This window comes from Gluconacetobacter brunescens (assembly GCF_048695475.1).
Taxonomy (GTDB): domain Bacteria; phylum Pseudomonadota; class Alphaproteobacteria; order Acetobacterales; family Acetobacteraceae; genus Gluconacetobacter.
In genome coordinates this window covers 989,808-1,007,483 of sequence record NZ_JBLHEN010000001.1, presented here as the reverse complement: position 1 = coordinate 1,007,483, position 17,676 = coordinate 989,808, and the positions used below count along the sequence as shown (strand labels likewise).

Below are 17,676 nucleotides of genomic sequence, written 5' to 3'. Positions count from 1 at the left end.
GCAATCGTTACTGGCCCGGCATCGCATCGCGGGGACGGGCGGGGCGCAGCAGGTAGAGGGTTTCGACCATCAGGCCGGGTAGCAGGATCATCCCGGTGGTCAGGCCGCCCAGCCAGAAGGCCAGGAGCCCGGCGGCCAGGGATGCGGCCATGACGCCGCGCCCGGCCGGGCCGAGTGCGACGACGAACAGCACGGCACTGAAGGCGCTGGCGGTGGCGGCGGCCAGCGTGCGCACGGGGTGGGAGAGCAGGTCCGTTCCCATGCCGCCGACGAGATTGCCCATGATCCGCGCATGGTCCGTCTGTCCGGCCATGCCGAACAGGAAGGAGAACGGCAGGAACAGGATGCCGAAGATATCGCGCAGCAGCAGGAAAAGCCCGTTGACCAGCGGCGCCATCATGAGGATGGCGGCAGCGCCCCCCATGCAGGCGACGACGAGGACGATCGCGAGCCGTTCAAGCAGGATGGAAAGGCGGTCTGTGTTCCGCATGGCGCGGATCAAGGGCCGGCGCGCCAATCCGCGCGGGCTTGTCGTATGACCAGGGGAAGCCTGCTTATTTCTTCTTGATCCACCATTTCACGGGCTCGGGTTCGTCCTCGATCACCTCGGGGGCCGGGGCGCGGCGGGGGCGGGGAGCCGGTGCGGGCTTCGGCGGTTGGGGTGCGGCGGGGCGTGGCTTGGGGGCGGAAAGTTCCGCTGTCAGGCGCGCGATTTCGGCACGGGCCGCGGACAGGCTGGAGCGCAGGGCCAGGATTTCCTCGTCACGGCTGGCCAGCCCGGCCTGGGCTTCGGCCAGAACGATATCGGCGTGGCCGATACGGGTTTCCAGCGAGCGCAGGCTGACGTGGGCATCGTGGCTGGCGCGGTCGGCGTCGTCACGCTGCTTCTGCAACTGCTTTACCTGCTGGCGCAGGCGCTCGATTTCGCCACCATCCTCCTGCGGCGCATGCATCGCGCGGGCCGCTGGGCGGTTGAGGACATGATGCTCGACCCGGACATCGCCATCCTGGACGAATTTCCGCCGCCGTTGCGCCGCATCGAAGGGGCGGGCATTGGCGCGGGGCGTCGACGGGGCGGAGGAAGCGGGGGCGGATTGTTTCGAACCGAGACGGGACAGGGCGAGGCGAAGCGCCTGCTCGTTGACCTCGTCGCGATTGTCGATGTCGGGCTGGTCGCTTTCTGCGGCAAAGGGGAAGGTATCGTTATAGGATGCAGACATGGGGGCGTCTCTCAAAGTGGAGATGAAAATCGTGGGGAATGTTTGAAAATATGCCGGCGTGGTGGCGTGTTTTCTGTCTTGTTCATGTCATTCCGAACGAAGCGGGCATTGTTCTTGTGTTGTGCGCCGCGCCGGAATGACCGGGTGCCGATTTCAGGTGGGCAACCGGTTCGGGACCGGTGAGTGCGAAGCGCATATGGATAAGAGAATTTGATCCAATAAGTTTCATATACTCTCTTTCCCGAAGAAATTGCAAGACCATGCCGTTCGCAAGTTCTTGTGGCGTTGTGTTGCAAACCGATACTGCATGTGTGAAATTTCATTCATATGTAATATATGATATTAAATTGTCGTAAATAATTGCCAATATTATCGCATTTGATGGATAGATTGCGTTATTTTGAGTGTGGTTATGGTTTTATTTTTGGTTTTTTCGGGTGTATGTTCTGTTTGTTTTTTATAATTCGATAAAGTGTGGATATTTTTCTTATTTTTTCTTTCTGTGGTTGCTGTGATTTGACTGGGTGGACGGTTCCCTGCGTGATTACTGGGAGACGCTGAAGGGGGTTGGGCGTTTTTTTGTCTTTTCCAGGTTCTGGAATAGGTGGAATAATAGACATCACGTTTCCGTGATGTCTAGCATGATTCAGTCTTTCATGGAAACGGCGTTGCCCGGCGCGCCCGTGTGTTCAAAAAAACAAGACGCCACAGGCATGGATCGGCGCCGGGCTATCGGACAGTGCCTGCAATTGGGGCGGGTTTATCAGAGCCTGTTTGGAAATGCGGGCTGGTGAGCGAGAGCGGCCCGTGAGGGCCGCGCCCGTCGTGTGTTTCCGAGCATCGGAGCGGAGCGGCCTTGATGGCCGCCCGCCGCGAAGCACAGGAAACGCGCGTCGGATCGCCGCCAGCGTGGATTTCCAAACGGGCTCTCAGATGCCCTGACTGCCTGGCTGCCATAGAACGTCATCCTGTCCGTCATTATTCAGGTGCCGGGCCAGTACGAACAGGTAATCGGAAAGCCGGTTCAGGCAGCGCAGGACCGACGCGCTGACGAATTCCGCCTGGCGGAGCATGACGACCTGGCGTTCCGCCCGGCGGGCTACGGTGCGGGCCAGGTGGGCGTGGGCGGCGCCCGGACTGCCGGCGGGCAGTACGAAGCTGCGCAGGGGCGTCTGGCGGGCGCGCAGGCGTTCCGTCGCCTGTTCGAGGAACGCGACCGCCGCGTCGCCGCCGCGAAAATTATCGGCATCCTCCGGCCCCTGTTCCGGCACGCACAAGATACCGCCGATATCGAACAGAAGAGACTGGATGCGCGCGAGGCATGCGGCATCGGGCGACGGGGCCAGTACATGCAGGCGCAGCAAGCCGATCGTGGCGTTGGCTTCGTCAACCGCGCCCATGGCCTCGATTCGGGCGCAGGATTTGTCGACCCGCGTTCCGTCGCCCAGCGAGGTCTGTCCGCCATCGCCTCCCCTGGTGACGATGCGGTCGATTCGGATGCTCATGCGGCGTTCCGCTCAGTGATGGGGTCGGTGATGGTGCCCGTGTTGGCCCAATGTCCTGGCCATGTCCAGATGGGACTGGATGTCGGCCTGCATGTCGGCGGCGTAGGCCTTCAGGGCCGGATCGGCGCCGTTGGCGGCTTCGGCCTGGAACAGCGGGGCCGCATTGTCGTGGCCGGCGATCTGCAGCGCGGTGAAGTCGCGATCGAAGGCGCGGCCGTTTTCGGCTCTCAGGCTGTCCAGCACATGCTCATCGTCCGTGTCCAGATCGTCGGGCAGGATGGTGCCGTGCTGGTCGGCGATGGTCTTCAGCCGGTCCTGGCTGGCGGTGTGGTCGGAGACCAGGCGCGCGGCAAAGGTCTTGAGGTGCGGATCGCGGGCCTGGCTCTCGGCCAGTTTCGCCGCCGCGATGATGAAATCGTTGCTGCGGGCGGCCCTGTCGATGAATGTGATGTCCGTTTCGGTCAGGGAGGGTGGCGACGGCGTGGGGGCGGGTTTCGGCGCTGTGGCGCAGGCGGCCAGCGGCAGGAATGCCGCGATGGGCAGCCAGCGGGCATGTTTGGTCATTCGTCCCTGATCCTTCCGGGCATGCGGATACAGGGGTAACGCGATCGTGCGGGCCGGGTTCTGACCTTGGCGCTAGAGAGCGCGCAACTCTTCCATGCAGGTAACGAGCCGTCGGCGGATTCCCGGTTCCAGCGCGGAATGTCCGGCATCGGGCACCAGGGTGAGCGTGGCGCCGGGCCAGGCATGGGCCAGGTCCCACGCGGAGGTGCAGGGGCAGATCATGTCGTAGCGGCCCTGGACGATGGTGCCGGGGATATGGGCGATCCGCTCCATGTGGGCCAGCAGGCCGCCGGGCGGGAGGAACAGGCCGTGGCGGAAATAATGCGCCTCGATCCGCGCCAGGCCGATCACCGCGCGGTCGCGGGCGAAGCCGGCGACGGCGGCGGGGGCCGGGATCAGGGTGGAGCAGATGCCCTCGTAGCTGGACCATGCCCGCGCCGCCGGCAGGTGAATCGCCGGGTCGGGGTCGAACAGCAGCCGGCAATAGGCAGCCAGCGGATCGTGGCGGTCCTGCTCCGGCAGATGCGCGAGGAAGGCCTTGTGGGCGTCGGGGAAAACATGGGCCAGGCCGTGGAAGAACCAGTCCAGTTCGCTCGGCCGGCCGAGGAAGATCCCGCGCAGGACCATCGCGCGCACCCGCTCGGGGTGGGTCTGGGCGTAGGACAGCGCCAGCGTGGAGCCCCATGAGCCGCCGAACAGGACCCAGTCCGTGATGCCCAGCGCGGTGCGCAGATGCTCGATATCCCGCACCAGGTGCGGCGTGGTGTTGGCGGCGACCGACGCATGGGGGCGCGAGCGGCCGGCGCCGCGCTGGTCGAACAGCACGATTCGCCAGTGCGTGGGGTCGAAGAAGCGGCGATGGACCGCCCCGCTGCCGGCACCGGGGCCGCCATGGAGGAACAGGACCGGCCGGCCGGCCGGGTTGCCCGCCTGCTCCCAATAGAGTTCATGCCCGTCGCCGACTGGCAGGTAGCCGCTCTCGTACGGCGCGATGTCGGGAAACAGGTCGTGGCGTGGCATGGCGCGACTATACGGCAACCGGGGCGCCCGGCTAGACTGGTGGTTGTGATGAGTGAGTCTGGTTCCTTTCCGCCTGTGCCGCGCGCGGCCCGGCTTTTTCTTGCATTGGGCGGCCTGCTGGGGCTGCTGTCGGTGGCTGGCGGCGCGCTGGCCGCCCATCTGCCCGATGCGACGTTCGCCACGTCCTCCGGCCGCACGCTGGCGCGCGAGGCGGTGGAGATGGGCATGTGGCATGCGCCCGCGCTGCTGGCGGTCGGTATCCTGCTGTGCGTGCGCGGGCGGCGGGTGCCGCTGCTGCTGGCCGGTGCCGCCTTCGCGCTGGGGGTGGTGCTGTTCTGTGGCGCCGTCGGCTGGACGGGGGTGACGGGCCGGCATCTGGGCCCGGTCGCGCCCACCGGCGGCAGCCTGCTGATGCTGGCCTGGCTGCTGATGGCGGTGGATGGGCTGCGCCGATGACCGCATCTGCCCATGGTGACGAGGCGCCGGTCGTGCTGGCGCACCCGGTGCGCGCGGCCTATCTGGCGGCGGAGGGGTTCGAGGACGCGCTGGCCGAGGAACTGGGCCGGCAGGGCGTGGAGATCATGGCGTGGCATGGGCGGCTGGCGCTGTCGGCCAGTCCGCCGGTCGCGGCGGCATGGGCGCTGGATATCTGGCTGGAGCCCGAGCTTCATGCCATTGCCTCGATTGGCGCGGCGGCGGCGCTGCTGCGCGGCCGGCAGCGCAACTGGGCCTGCCATGCCGTGCGCCATCATCGTCGCGCGGCGCTGATTGCCGATCGTCTGCCGCCGGTTGCAGCCCGGCCGCTGGTCTTTCCCGCAGCCGCGCCCACCGGGCATCTGGGCGGGTGGACGCTGCTGGCGCCGGATACGCTGCTGCTGTCGACGCGCAAGACCTCGCCCTTCGTGAATGGAGAGGTATCGTTCGTCGAGGATCGGGTGGGGCCGCCGTCGCGGGCCTATCTGAAATTATGGGAGGCCTGTGCCCGGTTGGGTGCCTGGCCGATGCCGGGGGCACGCTGCGTCGATCTGGGGGCGTCGCCCGGCGGGTGGACGTGGGCGATCGCGCAATGCGGGGCCGAGGTGGTGGCGGTGGATCGCGCGGACCTAGCGCCCAACGTGGCCGCCATGCCGGGGGTGACGCTGCGCCGCGAAAGCGCGTTCGGGATCGAGCCCGCCGAACTGGGGCCGGTGGACTGGATGTTCTCCGACATCATCGCCTATCCGACGCGGCTGCTGGCGCTGGCGCGGCGCTGGATCGCGGGGGGTACGGCGCGGCGCATCGTGATGACCATCAAGTTCCAGGGCACCACGGACCACGAGACCGCCGCCGCGTTCGCCGCCATTCCGGGCGGGCGGGTGCTGCATCTGTGGCACAACAAGCATGAGCTGACATTTCTGTGGGACCGCGAGGCGGCGGCCCCGGCCGGCGCGTTACCGCCCGGCTGAGGCCCGGCGCGCGCGCAGCCGCCGGTCGATCGCCCATTCGCCGATCTGCACGATCGGCAGGGCCAGCAGGAAGCAGGCGACCGCGACGCCCATGACGATGATCCGTTCGCGCGCCTCGGCATCGGAGGCGCCGGTGACGCTGTACAGGCTGCTCCACAGCCTTGTGCCGGCAATGTGATCGACCAGGTAGGCGACATGGGCGCTGTAGCGCAGGGTGGCCATCAGGGCGGCCGTCAGCGCGACCATGGCCACGGTCTTGATCAGCGTGCGGGCGATACCGGGTTGTGCGGCCTCTGTCATCCGGGAGAAGATCCTTTTACCATCATGGCGGGTCTGTATGGCTTTCGACGTATGAGATCCATCTTAACCTGATATTATGCCTCGTTCATCCTTGGCTTCATGGACCGAATTTCATGCTTCTGCGCCGCCTCCTTCCCCTGACCGTCCTGATGGCCGGTCTGGCCGCCACCCCGGCCCTGGCCGAACTGCCGCCCGTGCCCCAGGTGGGGCAGGAGACGCCGAAGCCGGTCGCCGCGCCCTATGGGCCGACCGAGGGCGCGCAGGCGCAGGTCGATGCCGCCTTCAAGACGGCCAAGGAAACCGGCCGCAACGTGCTGATCGATTTCGGCGGCAACTGGTGCCCGGACTGCCGCATGCTCGCGGGGGTCATGGAACTGCCGTCGGTCGCGCCCTGGGTGGCGGCGCATTTCGTGACCGTGTCGGTCAATGTCGGGCGGATCAATACCAACCTGGATATCGCCCAGCATTATGGGGTGACGATCAAGGCCGTGCCGACCGTGCTGATCGTGACGCCGCAGGGCCGGCTGCTGAACCCTGACGGCACGCTGGCGCTGGGTGATGCCCGGCGGATGTCGGCCCAGGCTGTCGTCGACCTGCTCGCCGGCTGGAACGGCCGCGGGGCCTGATTGTAAATGCGCGCTGGCGGCGATCCGGCGCGCGTTTCCTGCGCTCCGGTGCTCACGGCCATCAAGGCCGCTCCGCTTCGGTGCTCGGAAACACACGACGGCCGTGCCGCTGCGCGGCACTCTCGCTCACCAGCCCACATTTCCAACCAGGCCCCACACGGTTTCCTTGGGGTGGTCCTTTAACGAAGGTGGAGGAAGCGGTCGGCTTCCTGCACGATGTCGGCCAGGGTTCCCGGTTTGAAGGGGCTGATCAGGCCGGCGGCGTCGACCAAGCCGGTGAAGGGCTGCGAGCCGCCCAGCGCGCAGAGATCGGCATAGACCGCCATCGCGCCCGCCTGGTCGGCCCGGCTGTGCAGCCAGAACTGCATCGCGCAGCACAGGGCCAGCGTGTAGTCGATATAATAGAAGGGCGAGCGGTAGATGTGGCCCTGGGCCTGCCAGCGGCCGCCGCCGGCGGGCCAGGACAGGTCGCCGTAATCGCGCCAGGGCAGGTACAGCTTCTCCAGCTTCTGCCAGGTCTCGTGGCGCTCGGCGGCGGTCATGTCGGGGTTGGCGTAGACCTCATGCTGGAAATGATCGACGCAGACGCCATAGGGCAGGAAGCTCAGCGAGCCGATCAGGTGCATGCGGCGGAAGCGGTCGGCCAGACCGTCCTCGACCATCAGGTCGATCTGCGGCCAGGTGAGGAATTCCAGCGCCATCGAATGGATTTCGGCGGCGTCCATGGTCGGCCATAACAGGTCGATCCCCGGCAGGTCGCGGCTCTTCCAGTTCTGGTAGGCGTGGCCCATCTCGTGGGTGAAGACCGTGATGTCGTGCTGGGTGCCGTTGAAATTGGCGAAGATGAACGGCATGCCGACCGTGGGAAAGGCGGTGCAGAAGCCGCCGCCGGCCTTGCCCTCGCGATTGCGCAGGTCGAGGAAGCCGCCTTCGACCATCTGGCGGTAGAACGCGCCCAGATCGCCGCCCATGCGGTCGAACATCGTCTGCGCCCGTTCCAGCAGCAGGTCATGCCCGCCGGCCGGCTTGGGGTTGCCCATCGGGTCGATCAGCGATTCGTCCCAGAAATGCACGCGGTCCCAGTTCATGGTCAGGCGGCGGTTTTCCATGATCGCGCCGACCAGCGGCACGACATGGGCCAGCACGTCCTCGCGAAAGCGCGCGACATCCTCGGGGCCGTAATCGACGCGGCGCATCCGCCGGTAGCCCAGGGGGATGTAGCTGTCATAACCCAGGGTGCGCGCCATGCCGTGGCGGACCTGCACCAGCTGGTCGTAGATCCGGTCCAGCTCGGGCCCATTGGCGGCGAAGAAATCCCAGCGCGCCTTCTCGGCCTCGTGGCGCACCGCGCGGTCGGGGTGTTCGGCGAAGGGGGCGAGGCCGGACAGGTTGACCGTCTGGCCCTGCACCGTCACGCGGGCGGCGGCCAGCAGGGCGGTGTAGTCGGCGCCCAGGCGGGCTTCCTCCTCCAGTGCCTCGCGGATGCGCGGGTCGAAGGTGGTGATGTCGGTTTCCCACAGGCGGACGGTGTGGGTGCCGATGGCGGTGGCGAGGCCCGCGCGGTCGGGGTCGTCCAGCAGCCGGCGCTTGATGGCGACTTCAAGCTCGGTCACCAGAGGGGTCAGGCGGTCGGCGAGGTCGCGATCGGTGCGGGCCTGCTGGCTGGTGGTATCCTGGGAGAAGCGCAGGGCGACCATCGAGGCCCAGCTGTCGTACGCCCGGCGTTCGGTGTCGAAGCGGGCGAGGGCTTCGGTGCGGTGGCCTGCGTCCAGCAGAGTGGAGACGGCGCCGAAAGCCGTGTTCAGGCTTTCGGCGGTCGGGGTGGGGAAAGTGAGGTCGGCGAATTGGATGGACATGGCTGGTATCATCGCATCCGCGCTGCGGGCCGTCCACGATCCTGTGCGGTCAGGTTTCCGCCAGGGCGCTCCGGGCCTCCGCCGCGAGGGCGAAGGAGTGCAGGCGGGCAGTGTGATCGTGGATCGCGCCCACGATCATCAGTTCGTCGGGCTGGTGGCGTGCGATGAAGCGGGCCAGGCCGGTGCGTACGGTCTCGGGGCCGCCCACGACGGCGCAGGCCAATGCCCGGTCGATCCCGGCCTGTTCGGCGGGTGTCCAGAGCCCTTCCGTCTCGGCGACCGGGGGTGGAAACTGGCCGGGCCGGCCCCGGCGCAGGGCCACGAATTGCTGCTGGTGCGAGGTGAACAGGAACCGGGCCTGCGCGTCGGTATCGGCGGCCACCACGTTCAGCCCCAGCATGACATAAGGTTGGGCCAACCGGGCGGAAGGGGTGAAGCGCTGGCGATACAGCGCCACGGCTTCTTCCATCATGTCCGGCGCGAAATGCGAGGCGAAGGCGAAGGGCAGGCCCAGATGGGCCGCCAGATGGGCCGAGAACAGCGACGACCCTAGCAGCCAGACCGGGATCTCCAGCCCCGCGCCGGGGATGGCCTGTACGCGCTGGCCGGGCTGGGGCGGCGCGAAATAATGCAGCAGTTCGGCGACCTCCTGCGGGAAGCGGTCGGCGCTGGACGGGTCGCGGCGCAGGGCGCGCATCGTTTCCTGGTCCGAGCCGGGGGCGCGGCCCAGCCCGAGGTCGATCCGGCCGGGGAACAGGCTTTCCAGCGTGCCGAACTGTTCGGCCACCATCAGCGGGGCATGGTTGGGCAGCATGATGCCGCCGGCACCGACGCGGATATGCTGCGTGCCCGCCGCCAGATGGCCGATCAGGATCGCGGTCGCCGCCGACGCGATGGCCGGCATGGCATGATGTTCCGCCACCCAGTAGCGGTGAAAGCCCAGTGCCTCGGCATGGCGGGCGAGGTCCAGACTGTTGCGGAAGGCGGTGGCGGCGTCGCTGCCGCGAACGATCAGGGACAGGTCGAGGACCGAGAAGGGGATCAACGTCCAAAACTCCTTTTGCCGTTCGTGTCGACGCTCTCAGGGCCTGATGGGACATGTGGGCTGGTGAGCGAGAGCGGCCCGTCAGGGCCGCGCCCGTCGTGTGTTTCCGAGCATCGGAGCGGAGTGGCCTTGATGGCCATGAGCACCGAAGCGCAGGAAACGCGCGCCGGATCGCCGCCAGCGCGCATGTCCCGTCAGGCACGGCGGATGCGGTGGCCGAACCATAGACATATGGCGACAAAGACGAGGAATCCCAGTGCCGACGGCAGGGGGCTCGTCTCGGGAAGGATGGCCAGCGCGTCGTCGCGGCCGGTGGCGCCGGCGATGCCGGCCAGCAGCACGCCCGTCAGGCTCTCGCCGACGATGAAGCCGGAGGCGAGCATGGTGGAAACGCCGCCTTCGCTCTGCCTGGCGTGGCGGGTGCAGACCCAGCCGATGATGGCGCCGATGGCCAGCGTGACGCTGACCGCCGGGGGAAGATACAGCCCGATTCCCACCGCCAGCGGCGGCATGGCGCCGCCGACGCGGCGCAGCAGCAGGTCGGCCAGGATCAGCACCACGCCCAGCGCGATGCCGATCAGGATCATGGTCCAGTCGAGCTGATGCTGGAAGATGCCCTGTGCGATGGTGGTGAGAAGGGCGGGCTGCGGGGCGGGCAGGGCGTGGTCGGGGTTCATGCTGGCATGGGGCATGGCGCCGACGAAGCCGTAGGCCTGGTAGAGCAGTTCCAGCACCGGTGGGATGACGATGGCGCCGCTGACGCAGCCGACCAGCAGCGCGACCTGCTGCCGCCAGGGCGAGGCACCGACCAGTTGCCCGGTCTTGAGATCCTGGAGGTTGTCGTTGGAAATGGCCGAGGAGGCGACAATGGCCGAGAGGATGTAGAGCGCGAAGGCGATGGCCAGATGGTGCCCGTTGGCCGACATCTCGGCCGGCAGCACGCCCAGCGGCTCCAGCAGCAGCATGAAGGACGCGACCAGCACGATGGCGATGATGGCGATCCCCGACAGCGGCGAGGAGGACGAGCCGACGATGCCGGCCATGTAGCCGCACGCGGCGGCGACCAGGAAGCCGAACAGCGCGCAGAACGCCACCGCCGCCAGCGCGGCCGAGACGATGGCGCCGCCATGGGCGAAGGGCGACTGGAAACTGACGAACAGGACGAACAGGATGGCCAGGCACAGGCCCGTCAGCAGCAGGAGCGTGCGGGGCGTGAGGTCGCGGCCGTCTTCGTCGGCGGAACCGTGGGCGTGCATCATGTCGCGGATGCCCGCCGCGACCGGGCGGGCCAGTACCGCCAGCGTCCAGATGGCGGCGATGGCGATCGTGCCCGCGCCCATGAAGCGCACCTTCTGCGTCCAGATCCGCGTGGCGAAATCGGCGGCGGCGAGGTGGGCGGGATTGGGTAGCTGGACGCTGAGGATCGGGACCGCGACATCCCACGCGATGAAGGTGCCGATCAGCATGGCGAGGCCGCCGGCGATCCCGACCAGGTAGCCGGCGCCCAGCAGGGCCAGCGAGAAGCCGGTCGAGGCGCGGAAGATGGCGCCGCCCCAGGTGGTGGTGACCGCCGCGCCGTCGGCCAGCAGCCGCAGGCCGCCGGTGGCGAACGTGACCAGCGCCGAGAGCAGGCCGCCGGTCAGCAGCGCGCGCAGGCTCTCCGGGCTGCCGCTTTCCGATCCGGCCTTCAGGATTTCGGCCGCAGCCACGCCTTCGGGGTAGGGCAGGTCGCTGTTGGTCACCATCGCCCGGCGCAGCGGCACGGTGAACAGCACGCCGGTCATGCCGCCGGCCAGCGTGAGCAGCGTCGTCTCCAGATAGGGGAAATGCTGCCAGTAGCCGATCATGATCATGCAGGGCAGCGAGACGAACACGCACGACAGCGTGCCGGCGGCCGAAGCCTGCGTCTGGACCATGTTGTTCTCGAGGATCGTGGAGCCGCCCATCGCCCGCAGCACGGACATGGAGATTACGGCCGCGGGAATCGACGAGGCGACGGTGAGGCCGATCTTGAGCCCCAGATAGACGTTGGAGGCGGTGAAGACGATGGTGATCAGGGCACCGAGGATAAAACCGCGCAGGGTCATTTCCCGCTGGCTGGCGGCGGGCGCGGTCGGGGCGAGGGCGGTGTCCGTCATGCTGTCTTCATGTCGCTTGTATCGCTTGTTCCGTCGGTGGGGCCGTGGGCGCGTCGGCCGCGGGCCTTGCCGCGCGCCGACGGCACGGGTGCCGGATCACATATGGTGGAAGGAGGGGGCGATCAGGTGGGTCTGGTTGTATTCCAGCTGCTCTTTCGTCAGCTGGAGGCCGACTTCCAGACGGTAGCCGTCGATCGTGACGTGCTTGGAGACCGGCAGCGTGATCGGCACGATGCGGGTGTGGGTCAGCATCTGCGTGACGTTGGCCGGGAACTGCACCTTCTCGACGAACTGCTTCTTGTTCTTGATCTCGTCGCCATAGACCACGGCGATGAAATACGGGACCTCCACCGTGCGGCCGACGCTGGGGCCGCGCGTGACGTTCAGCCCCAGGCTGACCTCCGCGACGACGGCGGTCATCAACTGGTGGCCTGCCCCCCTGTGGCACTGGCCGGTGACGCGCGTGACGCTCGCCCGCGAGGCCAGGTGGCCGATATCGTGCGACGAGCCGGTGAAGGCGATCTGGTCGGCGGCCGCGCCGGGGACCTCGATGGTCGGGCAGGCCGGTGCGAAGCCGTCGGGGTTCTCCAGGGAGCATGCCGCCAGCGACATGGCGAGCGGCAGGATCGCCAGGCCGCTGAGATGGGCGGGGCGAAAGCGGCGAAGGCCGCTCGGGCTGGCGATGGTCATGCGGGGGATCATGCGGGTTCCGGCGTCTCGTGCTTGGTCATGGTTGCGGGGGCCGCCATGTGGACGGGCTGCTTGTGTGGCTCCGGCTGGACGGCTATGTCCAAATGCACCGGGGTTACAGGAAAATGGCTTGCGCCACGGCCCCGGTTTGCGTAGGGCCGGACCAGCACCGGGATGCGCGGCCGGCCGGTCGCTGCCCCCGGCCCGTATCCTATACCGCTCGCCGGCCGTTTGGGGAACACCATGCCCGACCAGATGATTCAGACCTCCGATTCCGCCCCCGTCGCGACGTCCCCGGCCGAGGCGCCCATGCGGTCGCTGAAGGTTCTGCTGGCGGGGCCGCGCGGCTTCTGCGCCGGGGTGGATCGCGCGATCCGCGTGGTCGAGGAAGCGATCCGCCGCTATGGCGCGCCGGTCTATGTCCGGCACGAGATCGTGCATAACCGCACCGTGGTCGAGGAACTGGAAGCCCAGGGCGCCATCTTCGTCGAGGAACTGGACGAGGTGCCGGCCGACGCGCATGTCGTGTTCTCGGCCCATGGCGTGCCCAAGACGGTGCCGGCCGAGGCCGAGCGGCGCAACCTGCTGTACCTCGATGCGACCTGCCCGCTGGTCTCCAAGGTGCATCGCGAGGCCGAGCGGCATTTTGCCGATGGGGGGCCGGAGAGCCGCCATATCCTGATGATCGGCCATGCCGGCCACCCCGAAGTGGTGGGCACGATGGGCCAGTTGCCCGCCGGCGCGGTGACGCTGATCAACGATGCGGAAGAGGCGCGGACCGTCCAGCCGGCCGATCCGGCGCGCCTGGCCTTCATTACCCAGACCACGCTCTCGGTCGATGATACCGCCGAGATCGTCGAGATCCTGCGCAGCCGCTTCCCGCTGATCGAGGGGCCGAAGCGCGAGGATATCTGCTACGCCACCACCAACCGCCAGGAAGCGGTGAAGGCGATCGCGCCGGGCTGCGATCTCGTGATCGTGATCGGTTCGCCGAACTCGTCGAATTCCCAGCGCCTGCGCGAGGTGGCCGAGCGTTCCGGCGCGCCGCGCGCCCTGCTGGTGCCGCGCCTGAGCAATCTGGACTGGTCGGTGCTGGACGGGGTGAACACGCTGGGCATCACCGCCGGCGCCTCGGCGCCCGAGGCGCTGGTGCAGGAAATGGTGACGGCGCTGGCCAAGCATTTCTCGCTGGAAATCGAGGAACGGACGGTCAAGGAAGAGAACGTGACCTTCCGCCTGCCGGCACCGCTGGGCTGATCAGGCCCGGTTCGCATGGCTGTCTATACGGATGTGTCGGACGGGGCGCTGCGCGCGTTCCTGTCCCTTTACGACATTGGTGAACTCACGGCCTATCGGGGCATTGCCGAGGGGGTCGAGAACAGCAATTTCGTCCTGCGGACCACGGACGGCGATTTTATCCTGACCCTGTATGAGCGCCGGGTGAATCCCGACGATCTGCCCTGGTTCCTGGGGCTGATGGGGACGCTGGCCGATCATGGCCTGTCCTGCCCGCGCCCCGTGGTGGGGCGTGACGGAGAGGCCCTGCGCACCCTGGCGGGCCGGCCGGCGGCGATTACGACCTTCCTGCCCGGTGTGTGGCCGCGCGACGTGCGGGTGGCGCATTGCGCGCCGCTGGGTGCCGCGCTGGCGGCGCTGCATGTGGCGGGCCGGGATTACAGGGCCGAACGCGCGAACGGGCTGGGGCCTGCCGCGTGGGGGCCGCTGCTGGAGTCCTGCCGGGCGGATGCGGATTCGGTATCGCCGGGGCTGGGGGCGGAACTGGATGCCGCGCTGGGGGCGATTCTGCCGGCCTGGCCGGGCGTGGGCGATCTGCCGCGCGGGCAGATCCATGCCGATCTGTTCCCCGACAATGTGTTCTTTCTCGACGGCGCGGTGTCGGGACTGATCGATTTCTATTTCGCCTGCACCGATTTCCTGGCCTACGACATCGCGATCTGCCTGAATGCCTGGTGTTTCGCGGCCGATGGCGTGTTCGTGCCCGAGCGGGCACGGGCGCTGATCGCGGGATACGAATCGGTACGGCCGCTCGATGCCGCCGAGCGGCAGGCGATGCCGGTGCTGGCGGCGGGGGCCGCGATGCGCTTTCTGCTGACGCGGCTGTATGACTGGCTGAACACGCCGGCCGGCGCGATGGTGACGCGCAAGGACCCGCTCGATTACCTGCGCCGCCTGCGCTTTCATCGCACGGCGGGGGATGCGTCGGTCTATGGCGTCTGAAGCCGACGAGCGGCCGGTCGAGGCCGATGCCGCCTTCGAACTGGAGGCGCCGAATGCCTCCGCGCCGGTCGAGATCTGGACCGATGGGGGCTGCAAGCCCAACCCGGGTCCGGGCGGCTGGGCGGCGCTGCTGAAATTTCGCGGGACCGAGCGCGAGATTTCGGGGGGCGAGGCCGAGACCACCAACAACCGCATGGAACTGACGGCGGCGGCCGAGGCGCTGGAGGCGCTGAAGCGCCCCTGCGTGGTGGTGCTGCATACCGACAGCGAATATGTGCGCAACGGCATCACCCGCTGGCATACCGGCTGGGTGCGACGGAACTGGCGCAATGCCTCGGGCGACCCGGTGGCGAACATGGATCTGTGGCGGCGGTTGCTGGAGATCAGCAAGCGCCACCAGGTCGAATGGCGCTGGGTGCGTGGCCATTCGGGCGACGAGAACAACGAACGGGTCGACCGGCTGGCCACGGCGGCGCGGGACGCGCTGGGGCTGGCCTATCCCGTTCGCCGCCGGTGACGGCGCCGGCGCTGGAACTGCGCGGGCTGGCCGTGGCCCATGGCGGATGCGACCTGTTCGCCGGACTGGACCTGACAGTGCGGGCCGGGGTGTTTTCCGTGCTGCTGGGCTCCAGCGGCGTGGGCAAGACCAGCCTGCTGCGGGTGATCGCGGGGCTGGATCGCCCGGCGGCGGGCACGGTGGCGGCCGATGACGGCGCGCCGCTGGCGGGCCGGGTGGCCTGGATGGGCCAGCGCGACCTGCTGCAACCCTGGGCGCGGGTGATCGACAATGTGACGCTGGGCGACCGGCTGCGTGGCCGGCGGCCCGATCGCGACCGGGCGGCGGCGCTGCTGCGGCGGATGGGGCTGGCCGACCGGCTGGCGGCGCTGCCGGCCGAACTGTCGGGCGGCATGCGCCAGCGCGTGGCGCTGGCCCGGACCCTGTACGAGGATCGTCCGGTCGTGCTGATGGACGAGCCCTTTTCGGCGCTGGACAGCGTGACGCGGGCGCGAATGCAGGATCTGGCGGCCGAGACGCTGCATGGCCGCACGGTGGTGCTGATTACCCATGATCCGCTGGAAGCCTGCCGGCTGGGGCAGGCGATTCTGCTGATGGCGGGCGAGCCGGTGGGCGTGGCGGGCATCGCGGTTCCGGAAGGGATGGTGCCCCGGCCGGCCGATGACGATGGCGTGCTGCATATCCAGGGCGTGCTGCTGCGCCGCATGCTGGATATGGCGGGGCCATGAGCGCCGGGCGAATCGCGGCGCGGCTGGGTCGGCCGGTGGGCACGCTGTGCGGGCTGGGCCTGCTGTGGTGGGCGATTGTCCGGCTGGGCGGGGTGCCGCCCTATCTGCTGCCGCCGCCGGGATCGGTGGCGCGGGCGTTGTGGATGCAGCGTGGATTGCTGGCCGGCGCGGCGGGGACGACGCTGCTGGAAACCGGGCTGGGGCTGCTGCTGGGCACGGTGGGCGGTGGCGCGCTGGCGCTGCTGATGATGGCCTCGGCCCCGGTGCGGCGCTGGATGATGCCGCTGGTGCTGCTCAGCCAGGCGGTGCCGGTCTTCGCGCTGGCGCCGCTGCTGGTGCTGTGGTTCGGATTCGGCATCGCCTCCAAGGTGGTGATGGCGGTGCTGGTGATCTTCTTTCCCATCACCTCGTCCTTTTTCGACGGATTGCGCCGCACGCCGCCGGGATGGCTGGACCTGGCGCGGAGCATGGATGCGCGGCCGGGGCTGGTGCTGCTGCGGCTGCGGTTGCCGGCGGCGCTGCCGGCCTTTGCCTCCGGCCTGCGGGTGGCCGCCGCAATCGCGCCGCTGGGCGCGGTGGTGGGGGAATGGGTGGGGGCGTCGTCGGGGCTGGGCTTCCTGATGCAGACGGCCAATACCCGCTTCGAGACCGACCTGATGTTCGCGGCGCTGCTGGTGCTGGCGTCGATGACAGTGCTGCTCTGGTGGGGGGTGGACCGGGCGCTGGCGCGGATGCTGTACTGGGTGCCGGACGATCGGTCCGACTGAAGGAGTACTATCGTGGCGCGCGCCATCATCATCGACACCGACCCCTCGCCGGACGATGCGGTCGCTTTCCTCATGGCGCTGGCCTCGCCCGACGAACTGGAGGTGCTGGCGCTGACGACGGTGGGGGGCAACGTGCCGCTGGCGCTGACCACGCGCAATGCCCTGATGGCGCTGGAACTGGCCGGGCGGGGCGATGTGCCGGTCTATGCCGGGGCGGCGGGGCCGCTGGTGGGGGCGCTGCGCACCGCCGAGCATGTGCATGGCACCACCGGGTTCGATGGCTACGACCTGCCGCCGCCGTCTCTGACGCCGGCCGAGGGGTTCGCCCCCGACCGGATCGTGGAGCTGGTGATGGGCCGGCCGCGTGACAGCGTGACGCTGTGCTGCCTGGCGCCGCTGACCAATATCGCCCTGGCGATGCTGCGCGAGCCGCGCCTGGCGGAACATCTGCATGGGATCGTGCTGATGGGCGGGGCGCGGACCGAGGGCGGGAACATTACCCCGGCGGCGGAATATAATATCCATGTCGACCCGGAGGCGGCGGCACGGGTGTTCGATTCGGGCGTGCCGATTACCATGATCCCGCTGGACTGCACGCACCGGGCGATGACGACGGCGGCACGGATGGCGCGGCTGCGCGCGATCGGCACGCCGCTGGCCGAGGCGTTCTATCACCTGCTGACCTTCAACAAGCGCTTCGATGCGCGCCAGGGGGGCACGGATGGCGGCCCGCTGCATGATCCGACGGTGATTGCGGCGCTGCTGCGGCCGGAGCTGTTCAGCGGCCGGCTGGCCCATGTCGGGATCGAATGCCAGGGCACGCTGACGCGGGGCATGACGGTCATCGACTGGCGGAGCGTGACCGGCCGGCACCCGAATGCGCTGGTGCTCAACCGGGTGGATGCCGAGGGATATTTCGATCTGGTGATCGAGCGCCTGTCGCGCTTCGGCATCGCATCGCCATAAAGCATCGCCGCGCGGCGATGGAAGGTTGCCGGACGGGGGTGCGCTCCAGTA

Annotated in this window: 19 protein-coding genes; 9 read left to right on the top strand and 10 right to left on the bottom strand. The window is 68.3% G+C overall.

Translation table 11 applies throughout. The annotated features are described in order from the left end of the window. Nucleotides 1-7: 7 nt before the first annotated feature. From ACMAUO_RS04410 to pip, 5 genes are all read right to left on the bottom strand, one after another. On the bottom strand, nucleotides 8-490 hold the full coding sequence (locus ACMAUO_RS04410) for a hypothetical protein (protein ID WP_420355761.1): 483 nt from the start codon (nucleotides 488-490) through the stop codon (nucleotides 8-10). 64 nt (nucleotides 491-554) lie between these two features. Further along, a complete protein-coding gene (locus ACMAUO_RS04405; protein ID WP_420355760.1) occupies nucleotides 555-1,220 on the bottom strand; it encodes a hypothetical protein in 666 nt (221 codons plus the stop codon). 929 nt (nucleotides 1,221-2,149) lie between these two features. Beyond that, entirely contained in the window at nucleotides 2,150-2,725 is a 576-nt protein-coding gene (locus tag ACMAUO_RS04400) for a cob(I)yrinic acid a,c-diamide adenosyltransferase (protein ID WP_420355759.1), read from the bottom strand. A gap of 12 nt (nucleotides 2,726-2,737) precedes the next feature. After that, complete coding sequence (locus tag ACMAUO_RS04395) at nucleotides 2,738-3,289, bottom strand: DUF4142 domain-containing protein (RefSeq protein ID WP_420355758.1); 552 nt, start codon at nucleotides 3,287-3,289, stop codon at nucleotides 2,738-2,740. Nucleotides 3,290-3,361: 72 nt separating this feature from the next. After that, nucleotides 3,362-4,309, bottom strand: coding sequence for a prolyl aminopeptidase (pip, locus tag ACMAUO_RS04390; protein ID WP_420357199.1), 948 nt, complete (start codon nucleotides 4,307-4,309; stop codon nucleotides 3,362-3,364). A gap of 48 nt (nucleotides 4,310-4,357) precedes the next feature. On the opposite strand from pip, the gene ACMAUO_RS04385 reads away from it, so the two are divergent. Beyond that, nucleotides 4,358-4,765 carry a DUF423 domain-containing protein gene (locus ACMAUO_RS04385; RefSeq protein ID WP_420355757.1) on the top strand — a complete coding sequence of 136 codons (408 nt, stop codon included), beginning with the start codon at nucleotides 4,358-4,360 and terminating at the stop codon, nucleotides 4,763-4,765. Continuing rightward, nucleotides 4,762-5,754: an SAM-dependent methyltransferase gene (locus ACMAUO_RS04380; protein ID WP_420355756.1), complete on the top strand. Its 993-nt coding sequence runs from the start codon at nucleotides 4,762-4,764 to the stop codon at nucleotides 5,752-5,754. The genes ACMAUO_RS04385 and ACMAUO_RS04380 overlap by 4 nt, the downstream gene beginning before the upstream one ends. Here the strand turns inward: ACMAUO_RS04380 and ACMAUO_RS04375 are convergent. Then, entirely contained in the window at nucleotides 5,740-6,054 is a 315-nt protein-coding gene (locus ACMAUO_RS04375; protein ID WP_420355755.1) for a hypothetical protein, read from the bottom strand. The two genes, ACMAUO_RS04380 and ACMAUO_RS04375, sit on opposite strands and share 15 nt — an antisense overlap. Before the next feature lie 113 nt (nucleotides 6,055-6,167). On the opposite strand from ACMAUO_RS04375, the gene ACMAUO_RS04370 reads away from it, so the two are divergent. Beyond that, complete coding sequence (locus tag ACMAUO_RS04370) at nucleotides 6,168-6,680, top strand: thioredoxin family protein (RefSeq protein WP_420355754.1); 513 nt, start codon at nucleotides 6,168-6,170, stop codon at nucleotides 6,678-6,680. Nucleotides 6,681-6,859: 179 nt separating this feature from the next. Here ACMAUO_RS04370 and ACMAUO_RS04365 read toward each other — a convergent pair whose 3' ends face one another. The 4 genes from ACMAUO_RS04365 to ACMAUO_RS04350 all read right to left on the bottom strand — a co-directional run bounded on the left by ACMAUO_RS04365 (nucleotide 6,860) and on the right by ACMAUO_RS04350 (nucleotide 12,421). Next, nucleotides 6,860-8,536: a M3 family oligoendopeptidase gene (locus tag ACMAUO_RS04365; RefSeq protein ID WP_420355753.1), complete on the bottom strand. Its 1,677-nt coding sequence runs from the start codon at nucleotides 8,534-8,536 to the stop codon at nucleotides 6,860-6,862. A 49-nt stretch (nucleotides 8,537-8,585) separates the two neighbouring features. Further along, a complete protein-coding gene (locus ACMAUO_RS04360) occupies nucleotides 8,586-9,581 on the bottom strand; it encodes an LLM class flavin-dependent oxidoreductase (protein ID WP_420355752.1) in 996 nt (331 codons plus the stop codon). A gap of 194 nt (nucleotides 9,582-9,775) precedes the next feature. Next, the gene (locus tag ACMAUO_RS04355) at nucleotides 9,776-11,719 is read right to left on the bottom strand and encodes an OPT family oligopeptide transporter (protein WP_420355751.1); all 1,944 of its coding nucleotides are present in this window, start codon (nucleotides 11,717-11,719) and stop codon (nucleotides 9,776-9,778) included. Between the two features lie 96 nt (nucleotides 11,720-11,815). Further along, the gene (locus ACMAUO_RS04350; protein ID WP_420355750.1) at nucleotides 11,816-12,421 is read right to left on the bottom strand and encodes a hypothetical protein; all 606 of its coding nucleotides are present in this window, start codon (nucleotides 12,419-12,421) and stop codon (nucleotides 11,816-11,818) included. 231 nt (nucleotides 12,422-12,652) lie between these two features. Here ACMAUO_RS04350 and ispH point away from each other — a divergent pair, with 231 nt between their 5' ends. Genes ispH through ACMAUO_RS04320 form a run of 6 tightly spaced genes read left to right on the top strand, consistent with a single transcriptional unit; the run spans nucleotide 12,653 to nucleotide 17,625 of the window. After that, entirely contained in the window at nucleotides 12,653-13,666 is a 1,014-nt protein-coding gene (gene ispH, locus ACMAUO_RS04345) for a 4-hydroxy-3-methylbut-2-enyl diphosphate reductase (RefSeq protein WP_420355749.1), read from the top strand. A 15-nt stretch (nucleotides 13,667-13,681) separates the two neighbouring features. After that, nucleotides 13,682-14,647: a homoserine kinase gene (locus ACMAUO_RS04340; protein ID WP_420355748.1), complete on the top strand. Its 966-nt coding sequence runs from the start codon at nucleotides 13,682-13,684 to the stop codon at nucleotides 14,645-14,647. Then, nucleotides 14,637-15,164, top strand: coding sequence for a ribonuclease HI (gene rnhA / locus ACMAUO_RS04335; RefSeq protein ID WP_420355747.1), 528 nt, complete (start codon nucleotides 14,637-14,639; stop codon nucleotides 15,162-15,164). The genes ACMAUO_RS04340 and rnhA overlap by 11 nt, the downstream gene beginning before the upstream one ends. Beyond that, on the top strand, nucleotides 15,161-15,892 hold the full coding sequence (locus tag ACMAUO_RS04330; RefSeq protein ID WP_420355746.1) for an ABC transporter ATP-binding protein: 732 nt from the start codon (nucleotides 15,161-15,163) through the stop codon (nucleotides 15,890-15,892). The genes rnhA and ACMAUO_RS04330 overlap by 4 nt, the downstream gene beginning before the upstream one ends. Then, on the top strand, nucleotides 15,889-16,659 hold the full coding sequence (locus ACMAUO_RS04325; protein ID WP_420355745.1) for an ABC transporter permease: 771 nt from the start codon (nucleotides 15,889-15,891) through the stop codon (nucleotides 16,657-16,659). Before ACMAUO_RS04330 ends, ACMAUO_RS04325 begins: the two co-directional genes overlap by 4 nt. 12 nt (nucleotides 16,660-16,671) lie before the next feature. Then, nucleotides 16,672-17,625, top strand: a complete 954-nt coding sequence (locus ACMAUO_RS04320) for a nucleoside hydrolase (protein ID WP_420355744.1) — start codon at nucleotides 16,672-16,674, stop codon at nucleotides 17,623-17,625. Nucleotides 17,626-17,676: the final 51 nt, after the last annotated feature.

Excerpts from the sequence above, each read along its gene's own strand:
- ACMAUO_RS04410 (WP_420355761.1), bottom strand. The coding sequence starts at position 490 with ATGCGGAACACAGACCGCCTTTCCATCCTGCTTGAACGGCTCGCGATC.
- ACMAUO_RS04405 (WP_420355760.1), bottom strand. The coding sequence starts at position 1,220 with ATGTCTGCATCCTATAACGATACCTTCCCCTTTGCCGCAGAAAGCGAC.
- ACMAUO_RS04400 (WP_420355759.1), bottom strand. The coding sequence starts at position 2,725 with ATGAGCATCCGAATCGACCGCATCGTCACCAGGGGAGGCGATGGCGGA.
- ACMAUO_RS04395 (WP_420355758.1), bottom strand. The coding sequence starts at position 3,289 with ATGACCAAACATGCCCGCTGGCTGCCCATCGCGGCATTCCTGCCGCTG.
- pip (WP_420357199.1), bottom strand. The coding sequence starts at position 4,309 with ATGCCACGCCACGACCTGTTTCCCGACATCGCGCCGTACGAGAGCGGC.
- ACMAUO_RS04385 (WP_420355757.1), top strand. The coding sequence starts at position 4,358 with ATGAGTGAGTCTGGTTCCTTTCCGCCTGTGCCGCGCGCGGCCCGGCTT.
- ACMAUO_RS04380 (WP_420355756.1), top strand. The coding sequence starts at position 4,762 with ATGACCGCATCTGCCCATGGTGACGAGGCGCCGGTCGTGCTGGCGCAC.
- ACMAUO_RS04375 (WP_420355755.1), bottom strand. The coding sequence starts at position 6,054 with ATGACAGAGGCCGCACAACCCGGTATCGCCCGCACGCTGATCAAGACC.
- ACMAUO_RS04370 (WP_420355754.1), top strand. The coding sequence starts at position 6,168 with ATGCTTCTGCGCCGCCTCCTTCCCCTGACCGTCCTGATGGCCGGTCTG.
- ACMAUO_RS04365 (WP_420355753.1), bottom strand. The coding sequence starts at position 8,536 with ATGTCCATCCAATTCGCCGACCTCACTTTCCCCACCCCGACCGCCGAA.
- ACMAUO_RS04355 (WP_420355751.1), bottom strand. The coding sequence starts at position 11,719 with ATGACGGACACCGCCCTCGCCCCGACCGCGCCCGCCGCCAGCCAGCGG.
- ACMAUO_RS04350 (WP_420355750.1), bottom strand. The coding sequence starts at position 12,421 with ATGATCCCCCGCATGACCATCGCCAGCCCGAGCGGCCTTCGCCGCTTT.
- ispH (WP_420355749.1), top strand. The coding sequence starts at position 12,653 with ATGCCCGACCAGATGATTCAGACCTCCGATTCCGCCCCCGTCGCGACG.
- ACMAUO_RS04340 (WP_420355748.1), top strand. The coding sequence starts at position 13,682 with ATGGCTGTCTATACGGATGTGTCGGACGGGGCGCTGCGCGCGTTCCTG.
- rnhA (WP_420355747.1), top strand. The coding sequence starts at position 14,637 with ATGGCGTCTGAAGCCGACGAGCGGCCGGTCGAGGCCGATGCCGCCTTC.
- ACMAUO_RS04325 (WP_420355745.1), top strand. The coding sequence starts at position 15,889 with ATGAGCGCCGGGCGAATCGCGGCGCGGCTGGGTCGGCCGGTGGGCACG.